The sequence below is a fragment of the Thermogemmatispora tikiterensis genome, assembly GCF_003268475.1.
Classification (GTDB): domain Bacteria; phylum Chloroflexota; class Ktedonobacteria; order Ktedonobacterales; family Ktedonobacteraceae; genus Thermogemmatispora; species Thermogemmatispora tikiterensis.
This window is the reverse complement of the sequence record NZ_MCIF01000002.1, coordinates 1,994,180-2,010,065: the sequence shown is the minus strand read 5'-3', so window position 1 is coordinate 2,010,065 and position 15,886 is coordinate 1,994,180. Positions and strand designations below refer to the sequence as shown.

15 protein-coding genes are annotated in these 15,886 nt (G+C 59.4%); 9 read left to right on the top strand and 6 right to left on the bottom strand.

Going from position 1 to position 15,886, the window contains the following annotated elements; translation table 11 throughout:
- Positions 1-398 precede the first annotated feature (398 nt).
- From A4R35_RS08050 to A4R35_RS08030, 5 genes are all read left to right on the top strand, one after another.
- Positions 399-929 carry an NADH-quinone oxidoreductase subunit B gene (locus A4R35_RS08050; RefSeq protein ID WP_170293117.1) on the top strand — a complete coding sequence of 177 codons (531 nt, stop codon included), beginning with the start codon at positions 399-401 and terminating at the stop codon, positions 927-929.
- Positions 930-932: 3 nt separating this feature from the next.
- A complete protein-coding gene (locus A4R35_RS08045; protein WP_112428234.1) occupies positions 933-1,673 on the top strand; it encodes a hypothetical protein in 741 nt (246 codons plus the stop codon).
- Complete coding sequence (locus A4R35_RS08040; RefSeq protein WP_112428232.1) at positions 1,666-2,997, top strand: complex I 51 kDa subunit family protein; 1,332 nt, start codon at positions 1,666-1,668, stop codon at positions 2,995-2,997. The genes A4R35_RS08045 and A4R35_RS08040 overlap by 8 nt, the downstream gene beginning before the upstream one ends.
- 173 nt (positions 2,998-3,170) lie before the next feature.
- Complete coding sequence (locus A4R35_RS08035) at positions 3,171-5,579, top strand: FAD-dependent oxidoreductase (protein WP_112428230.1); 2,409 nt, start codon at positions 3,171-3,173, stop codon at positions 5,577-5,579.
- Positions 5,580-5,866: 287 nt separating this feature from the next.
- Positions 5,867-6,073 (top strand): helix-turn-helix transcriptional regulator, encoded by a 207-nt coding sequence (locus A4R35_RS08030; RefSeq protein WP_112428228.1) that lies wholly within the window; start codon positions 5,867-5,869, stop codon positions 6,071-6,073.
- Between the two features lie 147 nt (positions 6,074-6,220).
- On the opposite strand, the gene A4R35_RS08025 is transcribed toward A4R35_RS08030, so the two are convergent.
- Positions 6,221-6,868 carry a hypothetical protein gene (locus A4R35_RS08025; protein ID WP_112428226.1) on the bottom strand — a complete coding sequence of 216 codons (648 nt, stop codon included), beginning with the start codon at positions 6,866-6,868 and terminating at the stop codon, positions 6,221-6,223.
- 279 nt (positions 6,869-7,147) lie between these two features.
- Between A4R35_RS08025 and A4R35_RS24205 the strand changes: the two genes are divergently transcribed.
- Together A4R35_RS24205 and A4R35_RS08020 are read left to right on the top strand one after the other, a co-directional pair.
- Entirely contained in the window at positions 7,148-7,303 is a 156-nt protein-coding gene (locus A4R35_RS24205; protein ID WP_189361527.1) for a hypothetical protein, read from the top strand.
- Between the two features lie 177 nt (positions 7,304-7,480).
- Positions 7,481-8,869: a glycoside hydrolase family 1 protein gene (locus A4R35_RS08020; protein WP_112428224.1), complete on the top strand. Its 1,389-nt coding sequence runs from the start codon at positions 7,481-7,483 to the stop codon at positions 8,867-8,869.
- A gap of 32 nt (positions 8,870-8,901) precedes the next feature.
- Here the strand turns inward: A4R35_RS08020 and A4R35_RS08015 are convergent, their stop codons facing one another.
- Positions 8,902-9,138, bottom strand: a complete 237-nt coding sequence (locus tag A4R35_RS08015) for a hypothetical protein (protein WP_112428222.1) — start codon at positions 9,136-9,138, stop codon at positions 8,902-8,904.
- Positions 9,139-9,343: 205 nt separating this feature from the next.
- Between A4R35_RS08015 and A4R35_RS08010 the strand changes: the two genes are divergently transcribed.
- Both A4R35_RS08010 and A4R35_RS08005 read left to right on the top strand, forming a co-directional pair.
- Positions 9,344-10,345 carry a BON domain-containing protein gene (locus A4R35_RS08010; protein WP_112428219.1) on the top strand — a complete coding sequence of 334 codons (1,002 nt, stop codon included), beginning with the start codon at positions 9,344-9,346 and terminating at the stop codon, positions 10,343-10,345.
- Positions 10,346-10,730: 385 nt separating this feature from the next.
- On the top strand, positions 10,731-12,173 hold the full coding sequence (locus A4R35_RS08005; RefSeq protein WP_189361525.1) for an AAA family ATPase: 1,443 nt from the start codon (positions 10,731-10,733) through the stop codon (positions 12,171-12,173).
- Between the two features lie 82 nt (positions 12,174-12,255).
- Here the strand turns inward: A4R35_RS08005 and A4R35_RS08000 are convergent, their stop codons facing one another.
- The 4 genes from A4R35_RS08000 to purU form a co-directional block, all read right to left on the bottom strand.
- The gene (locus A4R35_RS08000) at positions 12,256-13,497 is read right to left on the bottom strand and encodes a trans-sulfuration enzyme family protein (RefSeq protein WP_112428215.1); all 1,242 of its coding nucleotides are present in this window, start codon (positions 13,495-13,497) and stop codon (positions 12,256-12,258) included.
- On the bottom strand, positions 13,494-14,081 hold the full coding sequence (locus A4R35_RS07995) for a hypothetical protein (protein WP_112428213.1): 588 nt from the start codon (positions 14,079-14,081) through the stop codon (positions 13,494-13,496). The genes A4R35_RS08000 and A4R35_RS07995 overlap by 4 nt, the downstream gene beginning before the upstream one ends.
- A gap of 35 nt (positions 14,082-14,116) precedes the next feature.
- On the bottom strand, positions 14,117-14,647 hold the full coding sequence (locus A4R35_RS07990) for a peroxiredoxin family protein (RefSeq protein ID WP_112428211.1): 531 nt from the start codon (positions 14,645-14,647) through the stop codon (positions 14,117-14,119).
- 281 nt (positions 14,648-14,928) lie between these two features.
- Positions 14,929-15,786, bottom strand: a complete 858-nt coding sequence (gene purU, locus A4R35_RS07985) for a formyltetrahydrofolate deformylase (protein ID WP_112428209.1) — start codon at positions 15,784-15,786, stop codon at positions 14,929-14,931.
- Positions 15,787-15,886 lie beyond the last annotated feature (100 nt).

The window sequence follows — 15,886 nt, the reverse complement described above, 5'->3', positions numbered from 1 at the left end:
GATGGACAGTGCCATGATAGCCGATTCGAGACGGCAAGGCAAGGCAAGGTAAAGCAGGCAGAGCGAGGGCCGCTTAGGGTGACAAGAGCTGGGTGGACGCTGGCGAGGAGGGGAGCGCCAGGGGGAGAGAGCGGCTGCGGAGGCCGCTCCGCGGCGGCGCCCTTTTCTGGCGTCAATGGGTGAAACGTGCTATAATAAACTGCGGACCACAAGGCCAGGAGAAGCATCGCCCCTCCGAGCGGGGAATCCCTGTTCCAGTTCCGAGAGAGCAAGTCGCCTCATCTTTGGCGAGGGGCAATCAGTAGAGGAGCAATCATCTTATGAGTAATACGACGAGCCAGCAAGCGGGGGAGAGAGCCGCAGTGCCTGGAACGCGGCGCAAGCCCGTTCCCATTGCGATGGCGACTGGCCCCCACGAATATACGCCAGGTGATCAAGAGCTACCAGTGGCGATTACCAGTCTAGCCGATATGCTTCAATGGGCTCAGAACTGGGCGCGCTCGCGCTCGGTGTGGCCGCTGGGCTATGGTCTGGCCTGCTGTGCCATCGAAATGATGGCGAGCGCGCAGTCGCACTATGATCTGGCCCGTTTTGGCTCGGAAGTCTTCCGTTCCAGCCCACGTCAGGCTGACCTGATGATTGTCGCCGGCACGGTCTCGGTCAAAATGGCGCCGCGCCTGCGTCTGCTCTGGGAGCAGATGCCCGAACCGAAGTGGGTCATCAGCATGGGGCAGTGCGCCAACTCGGGCGGTGAGTTCTACGATAGTTACTACACCGTTCAGGGCGTTGATACCATTGTGCCGGTTGATGTCTACGTGCCCGGTTGTCCGCCGCGGCCAGAGGCGCTGATCGAAGGGCTGCTCAAGCTGCGCGAGAAGATTCTCAAGCAGGGCCTGAAGGTGCGCGGTGAGAAGGAAGGCGAGGTGTAGCCCATGCGTGGCATCCTGCAGGGAATGGGGCTGACCTTCAGCCACCTCTTCCGGCCCAAGGTGACACGGCTCTATCCTTATGAGAAGCCTAAATTGCCGCCGCGAAGCCGCGGGCTGATCCAGTTGATTGCTGAAGAGGGACTTAAGACCGAGCTAAATCTGAAGTGCGAGGCCTGCTTGCTCTGCGAGAAGGCCTGTCCGCCGCGCGCCATCACGATCGAGTACGAGCCGCTGCACCGTTGGAAGGAACGGCCCTGGTTCCGTTCCTACATTCGTGAGGGCGCTGAGAAATTCACTTCGCGCAAGATTCCCGAAGCGACTGGCATCTCGAAAGCCGGTTTCTATACGCCGCGCATCTCTGAGTATGCCACAGCCTATCCCAATCGCCCAGTCGCGCCGTGTGTGGCGATGCCAGTTAAAGATCATCTGGAGCCGGAGATTGATCTGAGCAAGGTGGATGAGTTGCTGGAGCAGTGGCCGCATGAAGCGGCGGCCCTGCCGGCCCTGTTGGATGCCGTCATGGACCATTACGGCTATCTGCCGCTGCAGGCCGCCAAGCGCATCGTCCAGGCGCGCGGTGTCGATCTCAGCGATATCTTTGGGATCGCGACGCTCAGCCCGAAGTTCAAGCCGGCGCCGGCAGTCAAGGGGATCACGCGCGATGATCAGCCCGAGCGCGGGCTGGCACCTGATAAGCGTGGGGTGTGGGGAAATATTCATCATGTGAGGCAGCCAGATGCCTGAGTTCGATTCGGCCTATCGCGTTCTGCGACGGCGCGGCGAGCCTGATCTGCGCTCGCTCCAGAGCTACCGGCAGCAGGGAGGCTATAGCGCGCTCGAACGCGCTTTGCATGATCAGACGCCTGAGCAGGTGATCCAGTTGGTGAGCGAGGCCCGCCTGCGCGGGCGCGGTGGCGCTGGACGCCTGACGGGCGAGAAGTGGCGTATTGTGCGCCGTCAGCAGGAATCGCCCAAATACGTCATTTGCAATGCCTACGATGCCGATCCGCGCTCGTGGGCAGCGCGCTCTTTGTTGGAGCGCAATCCACATCAGATAATCGAAGGAATCCTTTTGGCCGCCTATGCCGTTGGGGCAACGGAGGCCTATTTGATGACGCGCAGCCTCTTCCGCGAGGGAATCGAGGCAGTGCAGCAGGCGCTCAATGAAGCGTTGGAGGCCGGGTTAGTAGGCCGTTCGATCCTTGGGACGACCTTCCACTGTACGATCAACGTCGTGGGGTTCGACATCGGCTTCATTGGGGGCGAAGAGACAGTCCAGATTGCTGTTATCAAGGGCCGGCGCGGGATGCCGGAGCAGCGTCCACCCTATCCAGCCGTCTATGGACTGTGGGACAAGCCGACGGCCATCAACTCACTGGAGACGCTGGCCAATGTTCCTCTGATTGTACGCGACGGCCCCGAGGCTTTCCGACGTCTGGGTAGCGAGACGACGCCTGGCACGAAGGTGCTGACCATCTACGATGCGGTCCCCGATGCCGAGCCACGGGTAGTCGAGGTCCCGTTTGGCAGCAGTCTGCGCGAGATCCTGCGCCATGCTGGCCTGAACCATCCAGACAGCGAGCTGCGCGCTGTCGTCGTTGGCGGTGCTGAGGGTGGGGCTTTACCGGTCAGCCTGCTCGATCTGCCTTTTGACTTTGATCCCCTGGAGGAGGCCGGCGCCATTGTCGGATCTGGCGTCATCGAGCTTCTGCCCGCTCAGACCTGCATGGTGGCCTGGGCGATGGAGCGCACACGCTATCTGAGCAACGAGTCGTGTGGCAAGTGTGTGCCCTGCCGCATCGGGGTCAAGCGCATGACGGGCATCCTCGAAGGCGTTATCAGCGACCTGGGCGTGCGCTCGGATCTCGATCTGCTGGATGAGCTGGCCGGCTATGTCCCCGATGGCTCTCTCTGTGGCTTCGGCATCCAGGCCCCCAATGCGTATAAGACGGCCCGCCGCTATTGGCCAGAGCATTTCCAGATGCATATTGAAGAGCAACAGTGTCCAACGGGGACCTGTGTGCCGGTGCGCTCCCATCGCTTCGTCACCAAGCACGTGCTGCCCTAAAAAACACAAGAGCACCCACGGCTGTCAGATCTGACGGCTCAACGGTCGGTCACACGGTCAGTCAAACAGTCGGTGTCTGGGACGCAAAGCGGCGTTCTGCCTCTGTTCTGCGCGCTGATCCAGCGTGCCAGGCACGTCGTGAGACTGCTCACTCGAAAAGAGGCATATTCGTCATGGCACTATCAATCAGAGATCGCTTCACGCCGCTTGCTCAGGATGGGCATAATGGAATAGTGCGCAACGAGGTGGGCCAGCCCAGCTTCACGCTGACCATCGACGGCAAGGTTGTGCGCGCGTACGAGAATCAGACGATCCTGAGCGTGGCGGAGGAGAATGGCATCGAGATCCCTAACCTGTGTAACGATGAGAAGCTGGAGCCGACCTCGGCCTGCCGCATGTGCCTGGTGCATATCGAGGGCTACGATCGGCCCCTGCCTTCCTGTAATACGCCTGCACAGCCCGGGATGGTGGTGCGCACTCAGTCGGATGAGCTGTTTCACATCCGGCGTACCAACCTGGAGATGATCCTCTCGGACCATAATGCCTACTGTCAGCCACCCTGCCAGGTCGATTGCCCGACCCACATCGATATCCCGGGCTATCTAGAGTTGATCGCGAAGGGATCGATGAAAGAGGCGGCGCGCCTGGTGAAGGAGGTTCTGCCCTTCCCCTATATCCTGGGCCTGACCTGCCCAGCGCCCTGTCAGAAGGCCTGTCGGCGTGCCCTGGTCGATGAGGAGATCGCCATCTGTCGCATGCACGGCCATGCAGCAGAAACCTGCCTGCTTGATCCGCCGGTACCCTTTGTCAAGGACCCGCCGACGGGCAAGAAGGTGGCGATCGTTGGCGCTGGCCCCGCTGGCCTGACCTGTGCCTACTATCTGGCTCTCAAGGGCCACTACTGCAAGATCTTCGATATGCAGCCGCAGCCCGGTGGGATGCTGCGCTACGGCATCCCTGAGTATCGCCTGCAGAAGGATATGATGGACCGTGAGCTGAACCATGTCTGGGAGCTGGGGGTCGATCTGCAGTGCAATGTCAAGCTGGGCCGCGACTTCACGATCGATGATCTCTTTGCCCAGGGCTTTGACGCCGTCTTCCTGGCCATCGGGGCCTGGACGAGCAACCCGCTGGGAGCACCGGGCGAAGATGCAGAAGGCGTGGTCAATGCCATTGCCTTCCTCGGGGAGAAGGTCGAAGGCAAGCCCGTGCCCGTCAAAGAAGGAGCTGAGGTGATCGTCCTCGGCGGCGGCTTCACTACCTTTGATTGTACGCGCACATCGCTGCGCCTGGGTGCCAAGGTCCATACGGCCTATCGCCGCTCGATCAAAGAGATGACAGCCACGATGGAAGAGATCGAGGACGCCGAGGCCGAAGGGACTGAGCTGCTCTTCTATGAGCAGGCAACGCGCGTCATTACCGATGAACATAATCGCGTCACAGGCCTGGAGTTTATTAAGAACCGCCTGGGAGAGCCTGATGCCAGCGGACGCCGTCGCCCGGTCCCAATTCCTGGCTCTGAGCATGTCATTCCTTGCGATACCATTATCCCTGCCTATGGCCAGAAGCCTGATCGCTCGGTGCTCGATGAAACGTCGGGTGTCAAGTGGACCAAGTGGGGCACAATCCAGACCAACCCCTATAATCTGATGACCGATCGCCGTGGGGTCTTTGCAGGAGGCGATGCCCAGATGGGCGCGCGCACCATCATCGAGTGTGTTGCTCAGGGCAAGCTGGCGGCTCGCTCGATCCACGCCTATCTGAATGGCGAGGATATGAATGAGGTGGCGCGTCGCCTGGAGCTGGAGGAGCGCAAGCCTGACCTCTTCGATATCGTGCCCTACAAGCCCGTCGAGCCGAAGGTCAAGATGCCCATGCTCCCCTATGAGGAGCGCAAGCGCAACTTCCGCATCATCGAGATGGGCTATCTGGAGGAGCAGGCCAAGCGCGAGGCCGCTCGCTGTCTGCAGTGCGCCTGCCCGGCTGCCGGTCAGTGCGACCTGCAGCGCTACAGCATCGAGCACGGCCTGGTCGATAACCGCTTCCACGATGGCGAGCCGAGCGATTATCACGATTACGACGTCGACCTCTCGCACAGCTTCATCCTGCGCGATCCCAATAAGTGCATCAACTGCACGCAGTGCGTACGTGTCTGCCATGACGTGATCGGTCCCGACTGCTACGGCATGTTCGGCAAGGGCTTCGATACGATCGTCTCGACGCCCTTCAACGTCAGTCTGCACGATACCGACTGCGTCTCTTGCGGTGCCTGTGTGCAGGTCTGCCCGACTGGCTCGCTAATGATGGCTGAGCGCAAGCTGACACGCTACTCATTCGCACTGGATCGCTGCATCTTCTGTGGCGACTGCGTGGAGGTCTGCCCGCATGGCGCGCTGGGCGAGACGCCGAACTTTGAACTCTCCTTCTTCAACCGCTTCGGCCCCGATGTGACCCTGGAGAAGGAGGATCTGGCCCTCGCTCCGAACTACCTGGTGCGTCAGCGCCTGCCACGTGATAAAAAAGAGACGCCGATGATGAGTCCGTTGGTGCGTCCGCTGCCGCCGCGCAGCATCCGCGAGTAGCTGGCCCATACCCTCTGCGCGGCTGGGCACGAGTCGACCGGGAGCTTTCTTTCCTCCCCTCGCCCGATGCCGGCCTGGCCCGGTTATTCCGGCACGCAGCAGACCTTACCTTTGCTGGACCGTCCGCCAGTTTAGCTTGCCGCTGGCGGACGGCCTTTTTTCTGGGGAAAGAGAGTTTGATACGCTGCACCATCGTTCGTCATATACAGTGATAAGCGTACAAATTGTGGATTTTTAAGTATAAAAATGGCTCTACTTTTTGTACGCTTCACTGTAGGGAGGCGACCATGTTCACCGGGAAGCAGCTCAGAGAATATCGGCGCCGACGGCACCTGACTCAGAAGCAGCTGGGGAAAGCCGTCTGTATGAGCCGCGATGCGATTGCCAAGATTGAACTCTATAACCGTGTCATCAGCGACATCCAGACCCTGAAGGCGCTGCAGAAAGCCCTGAATATTCCCTACGACGTGATCGGCTTTATTCCCATCGACTGAGTGGGCACAGGCGTGGACCAGCTTCTCGCCCGGTTCACGCCTGTGGTCCGGTCCGCACTGTCTGGATCTTCTCCTGATGCTGGCTCTTCCTTCTCTCTGTTAGCCTCTGTATCGCTGGAGTCTGGCAGGTAGCGAGAGGTGAGCTGGTCAGGTCTGCCCATGCTGATCTATCTGGCCTGAGAAATAGAGCTGCTTCAGAAACGCGGTGAATTCGTGCATCTCCTGGCGGTACTCCTCCAGCTTCTGGCGCTGAAGCTCACGGGGAGCTTCAAGGTAGAGGTCAATGGCCCCCTGGCTCTGCAGACGCGTATAGAGACCCGGCGCCAGAATCAGGCGGCGGTCAAAAGGAACCATTCTCCCTTCATAAAACTGATTGAGGTACCTGACGAGCCTGGTGCGTAGAGGAATCTGCCAGATGAGCAGCTGCCGCTGGGCCTCACGCATCCGGCGGGCCAGTTCATAGACCTGGCTTTGGACCTCTGCCAGGAGACTCTCCTCGCAATGCTCCTGCTCGCGCAGCGCTGAGAGATGCTGATGAGCCAGGCTCACTTTCAGGACCAGCTCTTGCTCTTCCTGAACCAGCGCTTTAAATTCTGAATCCTGGGGACCGATGTCAACCCAAGGAAGCAGCAAGCCACGCCTCTCGTCAAGGTGACCGCCACAGGACATGATAGTCGGGAGTCCTACGGCATTGAGCGTCACAACCGTCTCGAAGATCTCCTCATCGATGCCTTTTCCCAGACGATCGGTGACTCCTGAAAAATGTGTCACCAGTGCTTCCCATTGCTCTAGCACCGTTCTCCTCCTTGAAAAGAGAATACAGTGACATTGATTTGATTCTAATCGACAAGTAAATAATCAATTGTTATGATTTTTATATTAATGACATGTGCCATAGATTCCCATAAAATAGGAAAAAAAGTAACTTATCCATTTAGATGAGAAATTGTTACACTTTGTCCAGAAAACATCACCAGGAATAACCAGAAGGGAAGGTGAAAGGTATCCTGGTGGTGTCACAATCTTCACTGACTGCGGGCGCTCTTAGCTCAATAGAACAGGACAGGAGGAAATATGTACGACTCGGATGACCGTCTAAGCTGTATGCGCAACGGCGAAGAGGATGTATGCAACATGTGTGGGGGCTTCGGCTACCTGGACCCTCTCAAGCGGCAGGTTTGCCCTGATTGTCAGGGAACGGGCCGTGTCTCGATCTACCTTCCCAGTTAGCGGCTGATCCTCACCGCCGTCGATCTCTCCAGGGGCGGGCAGATTGGAGCGCTGGCCGTATCTGCCCGCCTTAGCTGGCCGGTCTTGCTCTGACTGGCGATGCGGGCTAGAATAGACACAGGTGCCGCGCTGCTGCGCTGCGCCTCCCGCACACAAGCTCGTACCCAAGGAGAGAGAATGGCGAGAGAACGCAAGCTGCAGTTCCCCGAGGGCTTCCTCTGGGGCACGGCCTCATCGGCTCATCAGTGTGAGGGTGGCAATGTCAACAACCAGTGGTATCGCTGGGAGCAGCAGGGGCGTACCCTGACAGGCGAGCGCAGTGCAGTAGCCGCCAACTGGTGGCAACAAGCCGAGCGCGATTTCGAGCTGGCCGAGCAGATGGAAAACAACGCTCTGCGCCTGAGCCTGGAGTGGAGCCGCATCGAACCGGAAGAAGGACGCTGGGACGAGAGCGCTCTGGAGCGCTATCGTGTTCTCCTGAGTGACCTGCGCCGGCGTCATATGACCCCCCTGGTGACGCTGCATCACTTTACCGATCCGCTCTGGTTCGCCGATCGCGACGGCTTTGCCCGCGAGGAGAATATCCGCTATTTCGTGCGCTTTGTCCGTTTTGTGGTAGAGCATCTGCGCGACCTTTGCTCGTTCTGGTTGACGATCAACGAGCCGAACGTCTACGCCTTTCTGGGCTATCTCACTGGCGAGTTCCCGCCTGGTGAACAGAGTGCGCTCCGCGCTTTGCACGTCTTGCGCAATCTAATGGCAGCCCATGTGCAGGCTTTCTATGCTATTCGCGAATTGCAGCCCGAGGGGCAGATCGGCTATTGCCTTAATTATCGTCTCTTAGAGGCTGCTTGTTCCTATTCTCCTCTCGATCGAGTAGTAGCTGGTCTGCAAGATACCTTCTTCAACTGGCTGGCGCTGAAACTGGCTGAGGGTGAGCGTTTGCCGCTCCCGCTCAGGTTCGTCCTGTCGACGGTGCCGCGAGCGGCGGGTGCGCGTGACTATCACGGCGTCAACTACTATACTCGCGATCTTGTCGCTTTTGACCCGCGACGACCGGGCGAACTTTTTGGCCGGCGCTTTCCGCGTCCAGGAGCACCGATGCAGGACCCTGGGCGTGGTGGCTACTTCGGCGAAGTCTATCCCGAGGGTCTCTATCGCGTACTCCATTTGGTTTATCGCAGCACACGAGGCAATAAGCCGCTGTATGTTACCGAGCATGGCCTCAATGATGTCGAGGATCGCCTCCGTCCGCGGGCCATTTTGGAGCATCTGGCCATGCTCCATCGTGCTATTCGTGAAGGGCTGCCAGTGCGTGGCTATTTTCACTGGACGCTGGTTGATAACTTCGAATGGAACGAGGGCTGGAGTGCCCACTTTGGTCTGGTCGAGCTGAACCCACGAACCCAAGAGCGGCGTCCACGTCCCAGCGCCAGCATGTTCGGGGAGATCTGCCGGGCCAATGCCATCACTGAAAGCATCGTCGAGCGCTATGCCCCCGAGGCGGCAGCTACGATCTTTGGTCCGGTCACTGCCGCGGGCTCGGGAGCGCGCGTGCTGATCTGAGCGGGTCGCTGCCTGACTTGGGGAGCGGGGCCTTAGCTCTCGCTCAGCAATGCCCGGCGCAATAGCGGGTCGGGACAGAGGTGCGGGAATCGGCGGCTGTAGCAGACCATGCAGTAGTCGCCGACCAGCTCCTCATCTTCACCTGTGCCATAGTAGGTAATGGTATGGGGCGGACAGGCGTAGTGCCCGCAGGGGCGGAGCTCCGCCTGGTCACGATGTGGCAAGCTGTGGGGAAACTGCTCGATATAGCACTCGTGTTGTGTGCTCATCACTCTCTTACCTCACTAGAATGAGCTTCTTACCCGAGGGCGCGGCTGGTAGCCTTCGGCTCTTTCATATTACCAGAAAGTCTGCCGTCGTCCAGGCGCCTTGCCTGGTTATGTCAGCTCATGCTACACTCTTTTGTGGCGAAGGCTGGCAGCTCGCCAGTTTTCTATCAAGCTGCCAGCGTTGGGAAGGTACGCGAGGAATGCGATGATGAAAAGCGAACTTATCTCTGAACTGCTCAAATTCCGCTTCGGCAGCAAAGTCTTTTGCTCCGATGGAGAATATGGCGTACTTGATGAAGTTGTCGTTGAGCCGGCCCGGCGCACCGTCACCCATGTAGGGGTTAGTCGAGGCCTCTTCGTCAAGAAGCGCTTCTATCTCTCCTTCAGTCGGGTCGGCGAGGCTTCTAGCGATGGCGTGAGGTTGACCACCAGTCTGGCCACCCTGGAGCAAGAGGCAGTTGCCTCGCCGGGCGGGGTGCGTCTCTCAGGGCGCAGTCTCGTCGAGGCACCGGCTGCTGGTCAGCGTGGTACCCTGCTCTTGCTGGCTGTCCAGCCTGGCAGCGGCGAGATTGCCTATGTGGTGGCCCATAATCTACCTGGTGGACAGGATACCCTCTTCCGCGTTGAGACGATTACTGAGCTGGCCAGTGGAGTGGTGCGTCTCAATCTCTCTGCAGAGGCCCTCAAAGGGCTGCCGCCCTATCGACCCGATCGCGACTTGCAGCGTGAGGTCGAGGCTGTCCTGTTCGACCTCTATCCGCTGCACGTTGACCTGCAAGGGATCTCGGCGCGCGTCCTGGATGGCGTCCTGTATCTGGACGGCAACATCTCCAGTACCCTGCGTGCCGACCTGGTCGAGCGCCAGGTCATGGGGGTACCGGGCCTGCTGGAGATCAAAAACAATTTGATAGCCGACGATACACTCGCCAGCGAAGTCGCGCTGGCTTTGGGGCGTGATCCGCGCACGCGCGGCCTCCCCATCGGGGTCTACCCGCGGCTGGGCGTCGTGCGGCTCAGTGGAGCGGTGCGCACGGAAGAGCAGAAGCGCATTGCGGCGGAGATCGCGCGCTCGGTGCCTGGCGTCCGACGGGTACTCAACGAGCTAACGGTCAATCCCACAGCCGGGCGTCTACCTGTCATGGCCTCCACTGGAGCGGAGGAAGAGGATCTGGTACCAGGTGGGCGCTATGTGCGTCATACAAAGTAAGCTGCTGTTCACTTGAAACGGCATCTGCATCATTGTGACCGTGGCCCGCTTGCGCTTCGCTTCGCCCAGGTCAGGATGGCACTCTCCTCTCCTGATGCCCTGGCGAGCAAGCAGGAGTGATTGGAAAGCTCGCCTAGCCAAGGTCTGCGGGCGGGTGGCAGAGGCTGCAGCGGGCCGACCTTGCTTTGCTTGATCCTTCCGCGTCGATTGCCGAAATCCTCCACTTCGTTCGGAACTTTCCCCTGTAAGGAGATCCTCGCTCAGTGAGCGGTATCCCACTAGAAGAACAATATACTTGCCCTTGACTGAGCTGAGCTGGAAGAAATGCATGCATATGGCAGAGGATGCGATGAAAGAGCAAGAATGGTTGTACCCGGGGGAGTCTTTGTCAGAGTCGCAGGATCATCGACCGTCGGATGGGCCAGCTCTGAGCTGGCGCCGGGAGCTAAAAAGTAAGGAGATTGCTGTTCTGGGGCTAGAAAAGCTCTGGCGTCAGCTGAACCTGACCGGTCCCATGTTAATCTTCCATTCTCCTTTTGTATCAACATCATCTTTTCTTTTATACTTTGAGCATCATCCACTGCTACTTGATCGTCTCGTGGCGGCAGGCCAAAGGCGCAAGCGTCCGCGCTTTGGTCAACTCAGCGGTTGGCGTTCGCTGCCGGCTCCTGACCTCGCCTGGGGTCTCACTGTCTCGGCTAGAGCTGAATGCTTGTTCAAGTCTGACCTGACACATCGCGCCGAGCTGGGCGACCGAGGAACGCAGCCAGCGTCTCTCTACGGTTGGAAGCTCTACCAGTTTGCCAGCGGCTGGACGGCACTTTCTGTCTATTATACGGAAGAGGACTACGACAACGTAGCTTTCACTGCCGTGCCCCAGGGTCGTCAGGATGAGTGGCTGGCTTTTCTAGATCTTCTTGTGGAGACCTACAAGCAGCATCTCCATCAGCATGGACGCGGCAGCATTGAGATCGTGGGGACAGCGACGAAGCCGCGGGATCTCATCACGGTGATTCGGCAGGCCTCATGGAATGATGTGGTCTTGCCAGAGGCGACCCGTGCACTCGTGGAAGCCCAGCGACGCATCTTTGATCCCGCCATCCTGCGGCACTATGCCGCCCTGAGAGTGCCCCGTCTCCGCAAAGTCCTCCTGGTCGGACCGCCTGGGACGGGGAAAACCACGCTCCTCAAGGCTGAGGGGGCCTATCATGCTCGCCGCGGGGGGCGCGTGCTCTATGTCACGCCTTCGACCAGCAATTACGACGGGGGCAGTTCTTGGAACATGCTTTCGACGGCTTTGCAAACGGCGGCTGACAGCCGCTTACCGACGCTGGTACTGGTGGAAGACTTCGAAGCCTTCGTCTCTGATCCGAAAGAGCAGCAAATCATACTCAATACGCTCGATGGGGTGGCAACGCCTGATAATCCTGCCGGTACCTTGCTGCTGGCGACAAGCAATAACCCGGAGCAAATTGATCCACGCATTCGTGATCGTCCAGGGCGCATCGACGCGCTCATCGAGCTGAGGCCAGTCCAGGATGAACAGCTGGCTGTGCGCTTCCTTCAGCACCTGCTAGGAGCTGGCTACCGTGAGGAAGAACATGCGCCCGTAGCCTCGCAGCTCCTGGGACAGCCTGGCAGTCACCTGCGCGAAGTCTGCCTGACTGCCGCCCTGCACGCATTGGATGAGAATCGCACGGCAGTCCTGGCCAAAGACCTCCTCTGGGCCCATGAGGTCATTTTGAACGGAAGGGCTGCCGCGGCTCAGAGCGAGCGCTTTGCCCCCCCGCCACCACGGCGTCGCGGCAGCTACTTCGGCAAGCGCTAGCTAAGGCAAGTGGAAGGAGACAGGGGCTACCCCAGCCCAGCAGGCGGTGCTCTCCCGGTCTCCTCCACACTAGCTGTGACCCTCAAGCTGTGGCCTGCTGCAGAGCCTGATCCAGATCGTGCATAATATCCTCGGCGTCTTCGATCCCCACTGAAAGGCGCACACAGCCCTCGGTGATACCGGCCTGTTGTAATTCGGCGCGCGAGAGATCACGATGGGAAGAGATAGGCGGATAACTCACCAGCGTGTGGACATCTCCGAGGGAGGTAGCAGGGGCACAGAGCTGCAGGCTGTCCATGAAGCGAAAAGCGGCGGCGCGGGTCTGTTGTTTCAGCTCGAACGAGAGCAAACCGCCGAAGCGCCCGGGAGCAAGCAAGCGTCGAGCCTGCTCGTGTTGCGGATGCTCGGGCAAGCCTGGGTAGTGGACGCGAGCCACTGCTGGATGATCACGCAAGAAATGAGCGATGCGCAGCGCATTCTCACAGTGGCGTTCCATGCGCAGCGCCAGCGTCTTCACGCCGCGCAAGATCAAGTATGACTCAAAGGGACTCAGCATTGCACCCAGCAAGGAAGCGTAGGAGCGCAGCGACTGCAGCAGGCTCTCGCGGGCGCTCACAACCAGGCCGCCGGTGCTATCGCCGTGTCCGCCGAGATATTTCGTCGCGCTATGGATCACCAGATCAAAACCGTGCTCGATCGGGCGGAGCAGACAGGGGGTCGTAAAGGTGCTATCGACCAAAGTCACGGCTCCCACCTCGCGGGCGGCGGAGCTGATAGCATCGAGATCGGTGACCTTCACCAGGGGATTCGAAATCGTCTCGACAAAGACAATATCGGGCTGCTCGCTGCGGATGCGCTCCGCTGCAGAGGCACAGCAGAGGTCGCAGAGCACGATCTCCACACCCTGGGGAGCAAAGACCTGACGCAGGAGAGCGATCGTCTGGCCATAGAGATCCTGAGCTGCCAGAATCTTCGCACCTGGTGCCGCACCCGCGGCCAGCAGCGCGGCATGGATGGCTGCCATGCCTGAGCCGAAAGCCACAGCTCCCACTCCTCCTTCAGCGCGAGCCAGCACCTCTTCCAACTGCGTTGCATTCGGATTTCCCTGACGCGCATAGACAAAAGAGCGCTTCTCTCCCGGGGCTGGGCTCTTGAAAGCCTGGTCCAGACGCTCCATATTGCCGTGCAAATAGGTCGTGCTTGCATAGATGGGCTGGACGATTGATACATGGGCAGGCCCTTCGTTCCAGCGCTGCCTGCCGTCCTGTACCAGCTGCGTCTCCAATTTCCAGGCGGCTGAAGAATGGTGATCTGCCAAGGTCATCCCCCTCTCTGGAGTGAAATGAGAGCCCGTCCCAGGTCTCCCAGCGCGAGCGAGGCATAGGCGTAGAGCCAGGGGAGCCAGGCGGGCACACCGAGTAGCTCGGCGTTCTGCGGAAAAGAGAAGATCCCAGCGTTCACCAGGATCATCTCAATCAGCGTCCCCGTAATCGCCACCACGGCGGAGAAGATCAGGTTTTGCCAGCTTCGCCCGGCTAGCAGCCAGAAATTGAGGTAGAGTAGGCCCAACAGGCCGCAGCGGGCGAGAGGAGCGAGTGGTATAGCCCCCAACAGGTAGGCTAGACACAGCCAGCCGAGAGCGGCGATGCTCGTTGAGAGACGACGCGTGGTCCTCAAATGAGCCAGGAGAGGGTCTAGCAGGGGATGAGAAAGACCAATAGCGACGGCGGCACTGCCGGTGAGCAGCGGCACCCACCAGGGCAAACCGAAGAGCGTGGGGCCGGCGACCACAGCTGTGCTGTAACGCTTTAGCCCCTGGTGGACGTAGAAGGCATCAAGTGCACTTCCACCAGTGGCTCCCAGGAGGAAGAGCAGGACTGCAGCCCGGCCCCACGTGCTCGTATCCATTGCTGGCTCACTCAACCTTCCCGGTCCGCCACTGGCTAGGGACAGCACAGGCGGTTTAGATAGCGCAAACACGACAGCAGCTCGCTGAGAGGCGGGAGCGCCTGCTCGTCTGTGCTGACCCACTGCTGATAGAGTTCGCCGTAGCGGTCAGCCAACAGCAGGCTGGGATTGAGTGCGCGCTGAGTGGCCTCCCACTGCGTCAGGCGAGCAATGACCTTCCCTGTAGGATCAGCGAGCAGTGGAAAGGGGAGCTGCAGACTGGCCTGGGCCTCCGCATTCCGCGCCAGGTGGTCCGGGCTGATAGCCAGTAGGCTGCAATGCTCCTCGCGCAGTACTGGCTCTGCCTCTGCGAACTGCTTCAAGAAGAGACGTGGGCTCGGCAGCTCGACACTGCGTACAATCAGCAGCAAGAGGTGATCTCGCTGCTTGTAGTCATGGGGACCCCGGAGGACCCCAGCGGGGTCTGGAAGCGCGAAGCTCGGGAGCATCTCACGCGCCGTCAGCTTCGCCACAGCGGCCAGCGCTGGCTGCACGCATGAGACGGAAGAGGACAATGACTCATCCATAACGCTCTCCACTTTCTCTTACTCTCTCTACTGTTTTGAGGAGTGCCAGCCAGCCTCTTGCCTCACCAGCTTGGCAACCAGTGCTCCCCGGTTGACCAGACGAACCGAATTGGCAGGCCGGACTCTCTCACTCCCTTCAGGGGCTGAAGGGCCAGCTGGCTGCCTCCATGCTCGTAGTTCGCAGCTTCTGCCCGCAGCAGCTTTCCCTCAATCAAAGGAAGCCCAGCGTAGCGGACGAGAGCCTCCTCTCAAGAGATTATCGCACAGGCGCAGCATTCTGGCTAGAAAACAATCGTGCGATTCTTATACACGAGCACACGATCCTCACTGTGCAAACGTACGGCCTCGGCCAGCACGCGTCGCTCTACGTCACGCCCCTTGCGGATCAGGTCTTCGATACTATCGCGATGGTTGCAGTGGATCACATCCTGAGCGATAATCGGCCCCTCATCCAGCTCCTCCGTCACATAGTGAGCGGTCGCCCCGATGATCTTTACCCCTCGCTCGAAAGCTCTCTCATAAGGCCGGGCTCCTGTGAATGCTGGCAGGAAGCTGTGATGAATATTGATAATGCGCTGAGGATAGGCTTGCACGAAGAACGGCTCCAGGATCTGCATGTAGCGCGCCAGAATCAAAAAATCAACCTTACCTTCCAGGAACTCTAGCATGCGCTGCTGATCAGCGGCACGGCTCTCTGGCCGAATCGGAAAATGATAGTAGGGGAGCTGGTACATACGTGCCAGTGGCTCCAGATCGGGATGATTGCTGATGATACAGGGAATATCAATCACCAGCTCTCCATTGCGCCACCGCCAGAGCAGATCGACCAGGCAGTGATCCAGACGCGACACCAGAATAGCCGCCCGTTTGCGGTTGCGCGAATAATGGACGCTCCACTGCATGCCAAAGCGCGCAGCGATTGGCTGAAAAGCGTCGATCAGCTCGCGCTCGTTTAACTGGAAACCCTCTTCCGAAAAGCTGATACGCATAAAGAACGTACCGTTTTGGCGAGCCGTTGCGTATTGATCCGATTCGACGATGTTGCCCTGGTGCTCAAAGATGAACTGCGAGACAGCCGCCACGATACCTGGCCGGTCGAGGCAAGAGATCAAGAGCGTAATAACATGATCCTGTTGCATAGAACCCCTCTTCCCAAAAAAGCATCAGCAGGCAGGTCGCAAGCCCGCGAGAGAGAGGGAGCAGAAGCCCTGGCGCGGCGCTGGCATCGGTGCCGCTTCC

Excerpts from the sequence above, each read along its gene's own strand:
- A4R35_RS08050 (WP_170293117.1), top strand. The coding sequence starts at position 399 with ATGGCGACTGGCCCCCACGAATATACGCCAGGTGATCAAGAGCTACCA.
- A4R35_RS08045 (WP_112428234.1), top strand. The coding sequence starts at position 933 with ATGCGTGGCATCCTGCAGGGAATGGGGCTGACCTTCAGCCACCTCTTC.
- A4R35_RS08040 (WP_112428232.1), top strand. The coding sequence starts at position 1,666 with ATGCCTGAGTTCGATTCGGCCTATCGCGTTCTGCGACGGCGCGGCGAG.
- A4R35_RS08035 (WP_112428230.1), top strand. The coding sequence starts at position 3,171 with ATGGCACTATCAATCAGAGATCGCTTCACGCCGCTTGCTCAGGATGGG.
- A4R35_RS08030 (WP_112428228.1), top strand. The coding sequence starts at position 5,867 with ATGTTCACCGGGAAGCAGCTCAGAGAATATCGGCGCCGACGGCACCTG.
- A4R35_RS24205 (WP_189361527.1), top strand. The coding sequence starts at position 7,148 with ATGTACGACTCGGATGACCGTCTAAGCTGTATGCGCAACGGCGAAGAG.
- A4R35_RS08020 (WP_112428224.1), top strand. The coding sequence starts at position 7,481 with ATGGCGAGAGAACGCAAGCTGCAGTTCCCCGAGGGCTTCCTCTGGGGC.
- A4R35_RS08015 (WP_112428222.1), bottom strand. The coding sequence starts at position 9,138 with ATGAGCACACAACACGAGTGCTATATCGAGCAGTTTCCCCACAGCTTG.
- A4R35_RS08010 (WP_112428219.1), top strand. The coding sequence starts at position 9,344 with ATGATGAAAAGCGAACTTATCTCTGAACTGCTCAAATTCCGCTTCGGC.
- A4R35_RS08000 (WP_112428215.1), bottom strand. The coding sequence starts at position 13,497 with ATGACCTTGGCAGATCACCATTCTTCAGCCGCCTGGAAATTGGAGACG.
- A4R35_RS07995 (WP_112428213.1), bottom strand. The coding sequence starts at position 14,081 with ATGGATACGAGCACGTGGGGCCGGGCTGCAGTCCTGCTCTTCCTCCTG.
- A4R35_RS07990 (WP_112428211.1), bottom strand. The coding sequence starts at position 14,647 with ATGGATGAGTCATTGTCCTCTTCCGTCTCATGCGTGCAGCCAGCGCTG.
- purU (WP_112428209.1), bottom strand. The coding sequence starts at position 15,786 with ATGCAACAGGATCATGTTATTACGCTCTTGATCTCTTGCCTCGACCGG.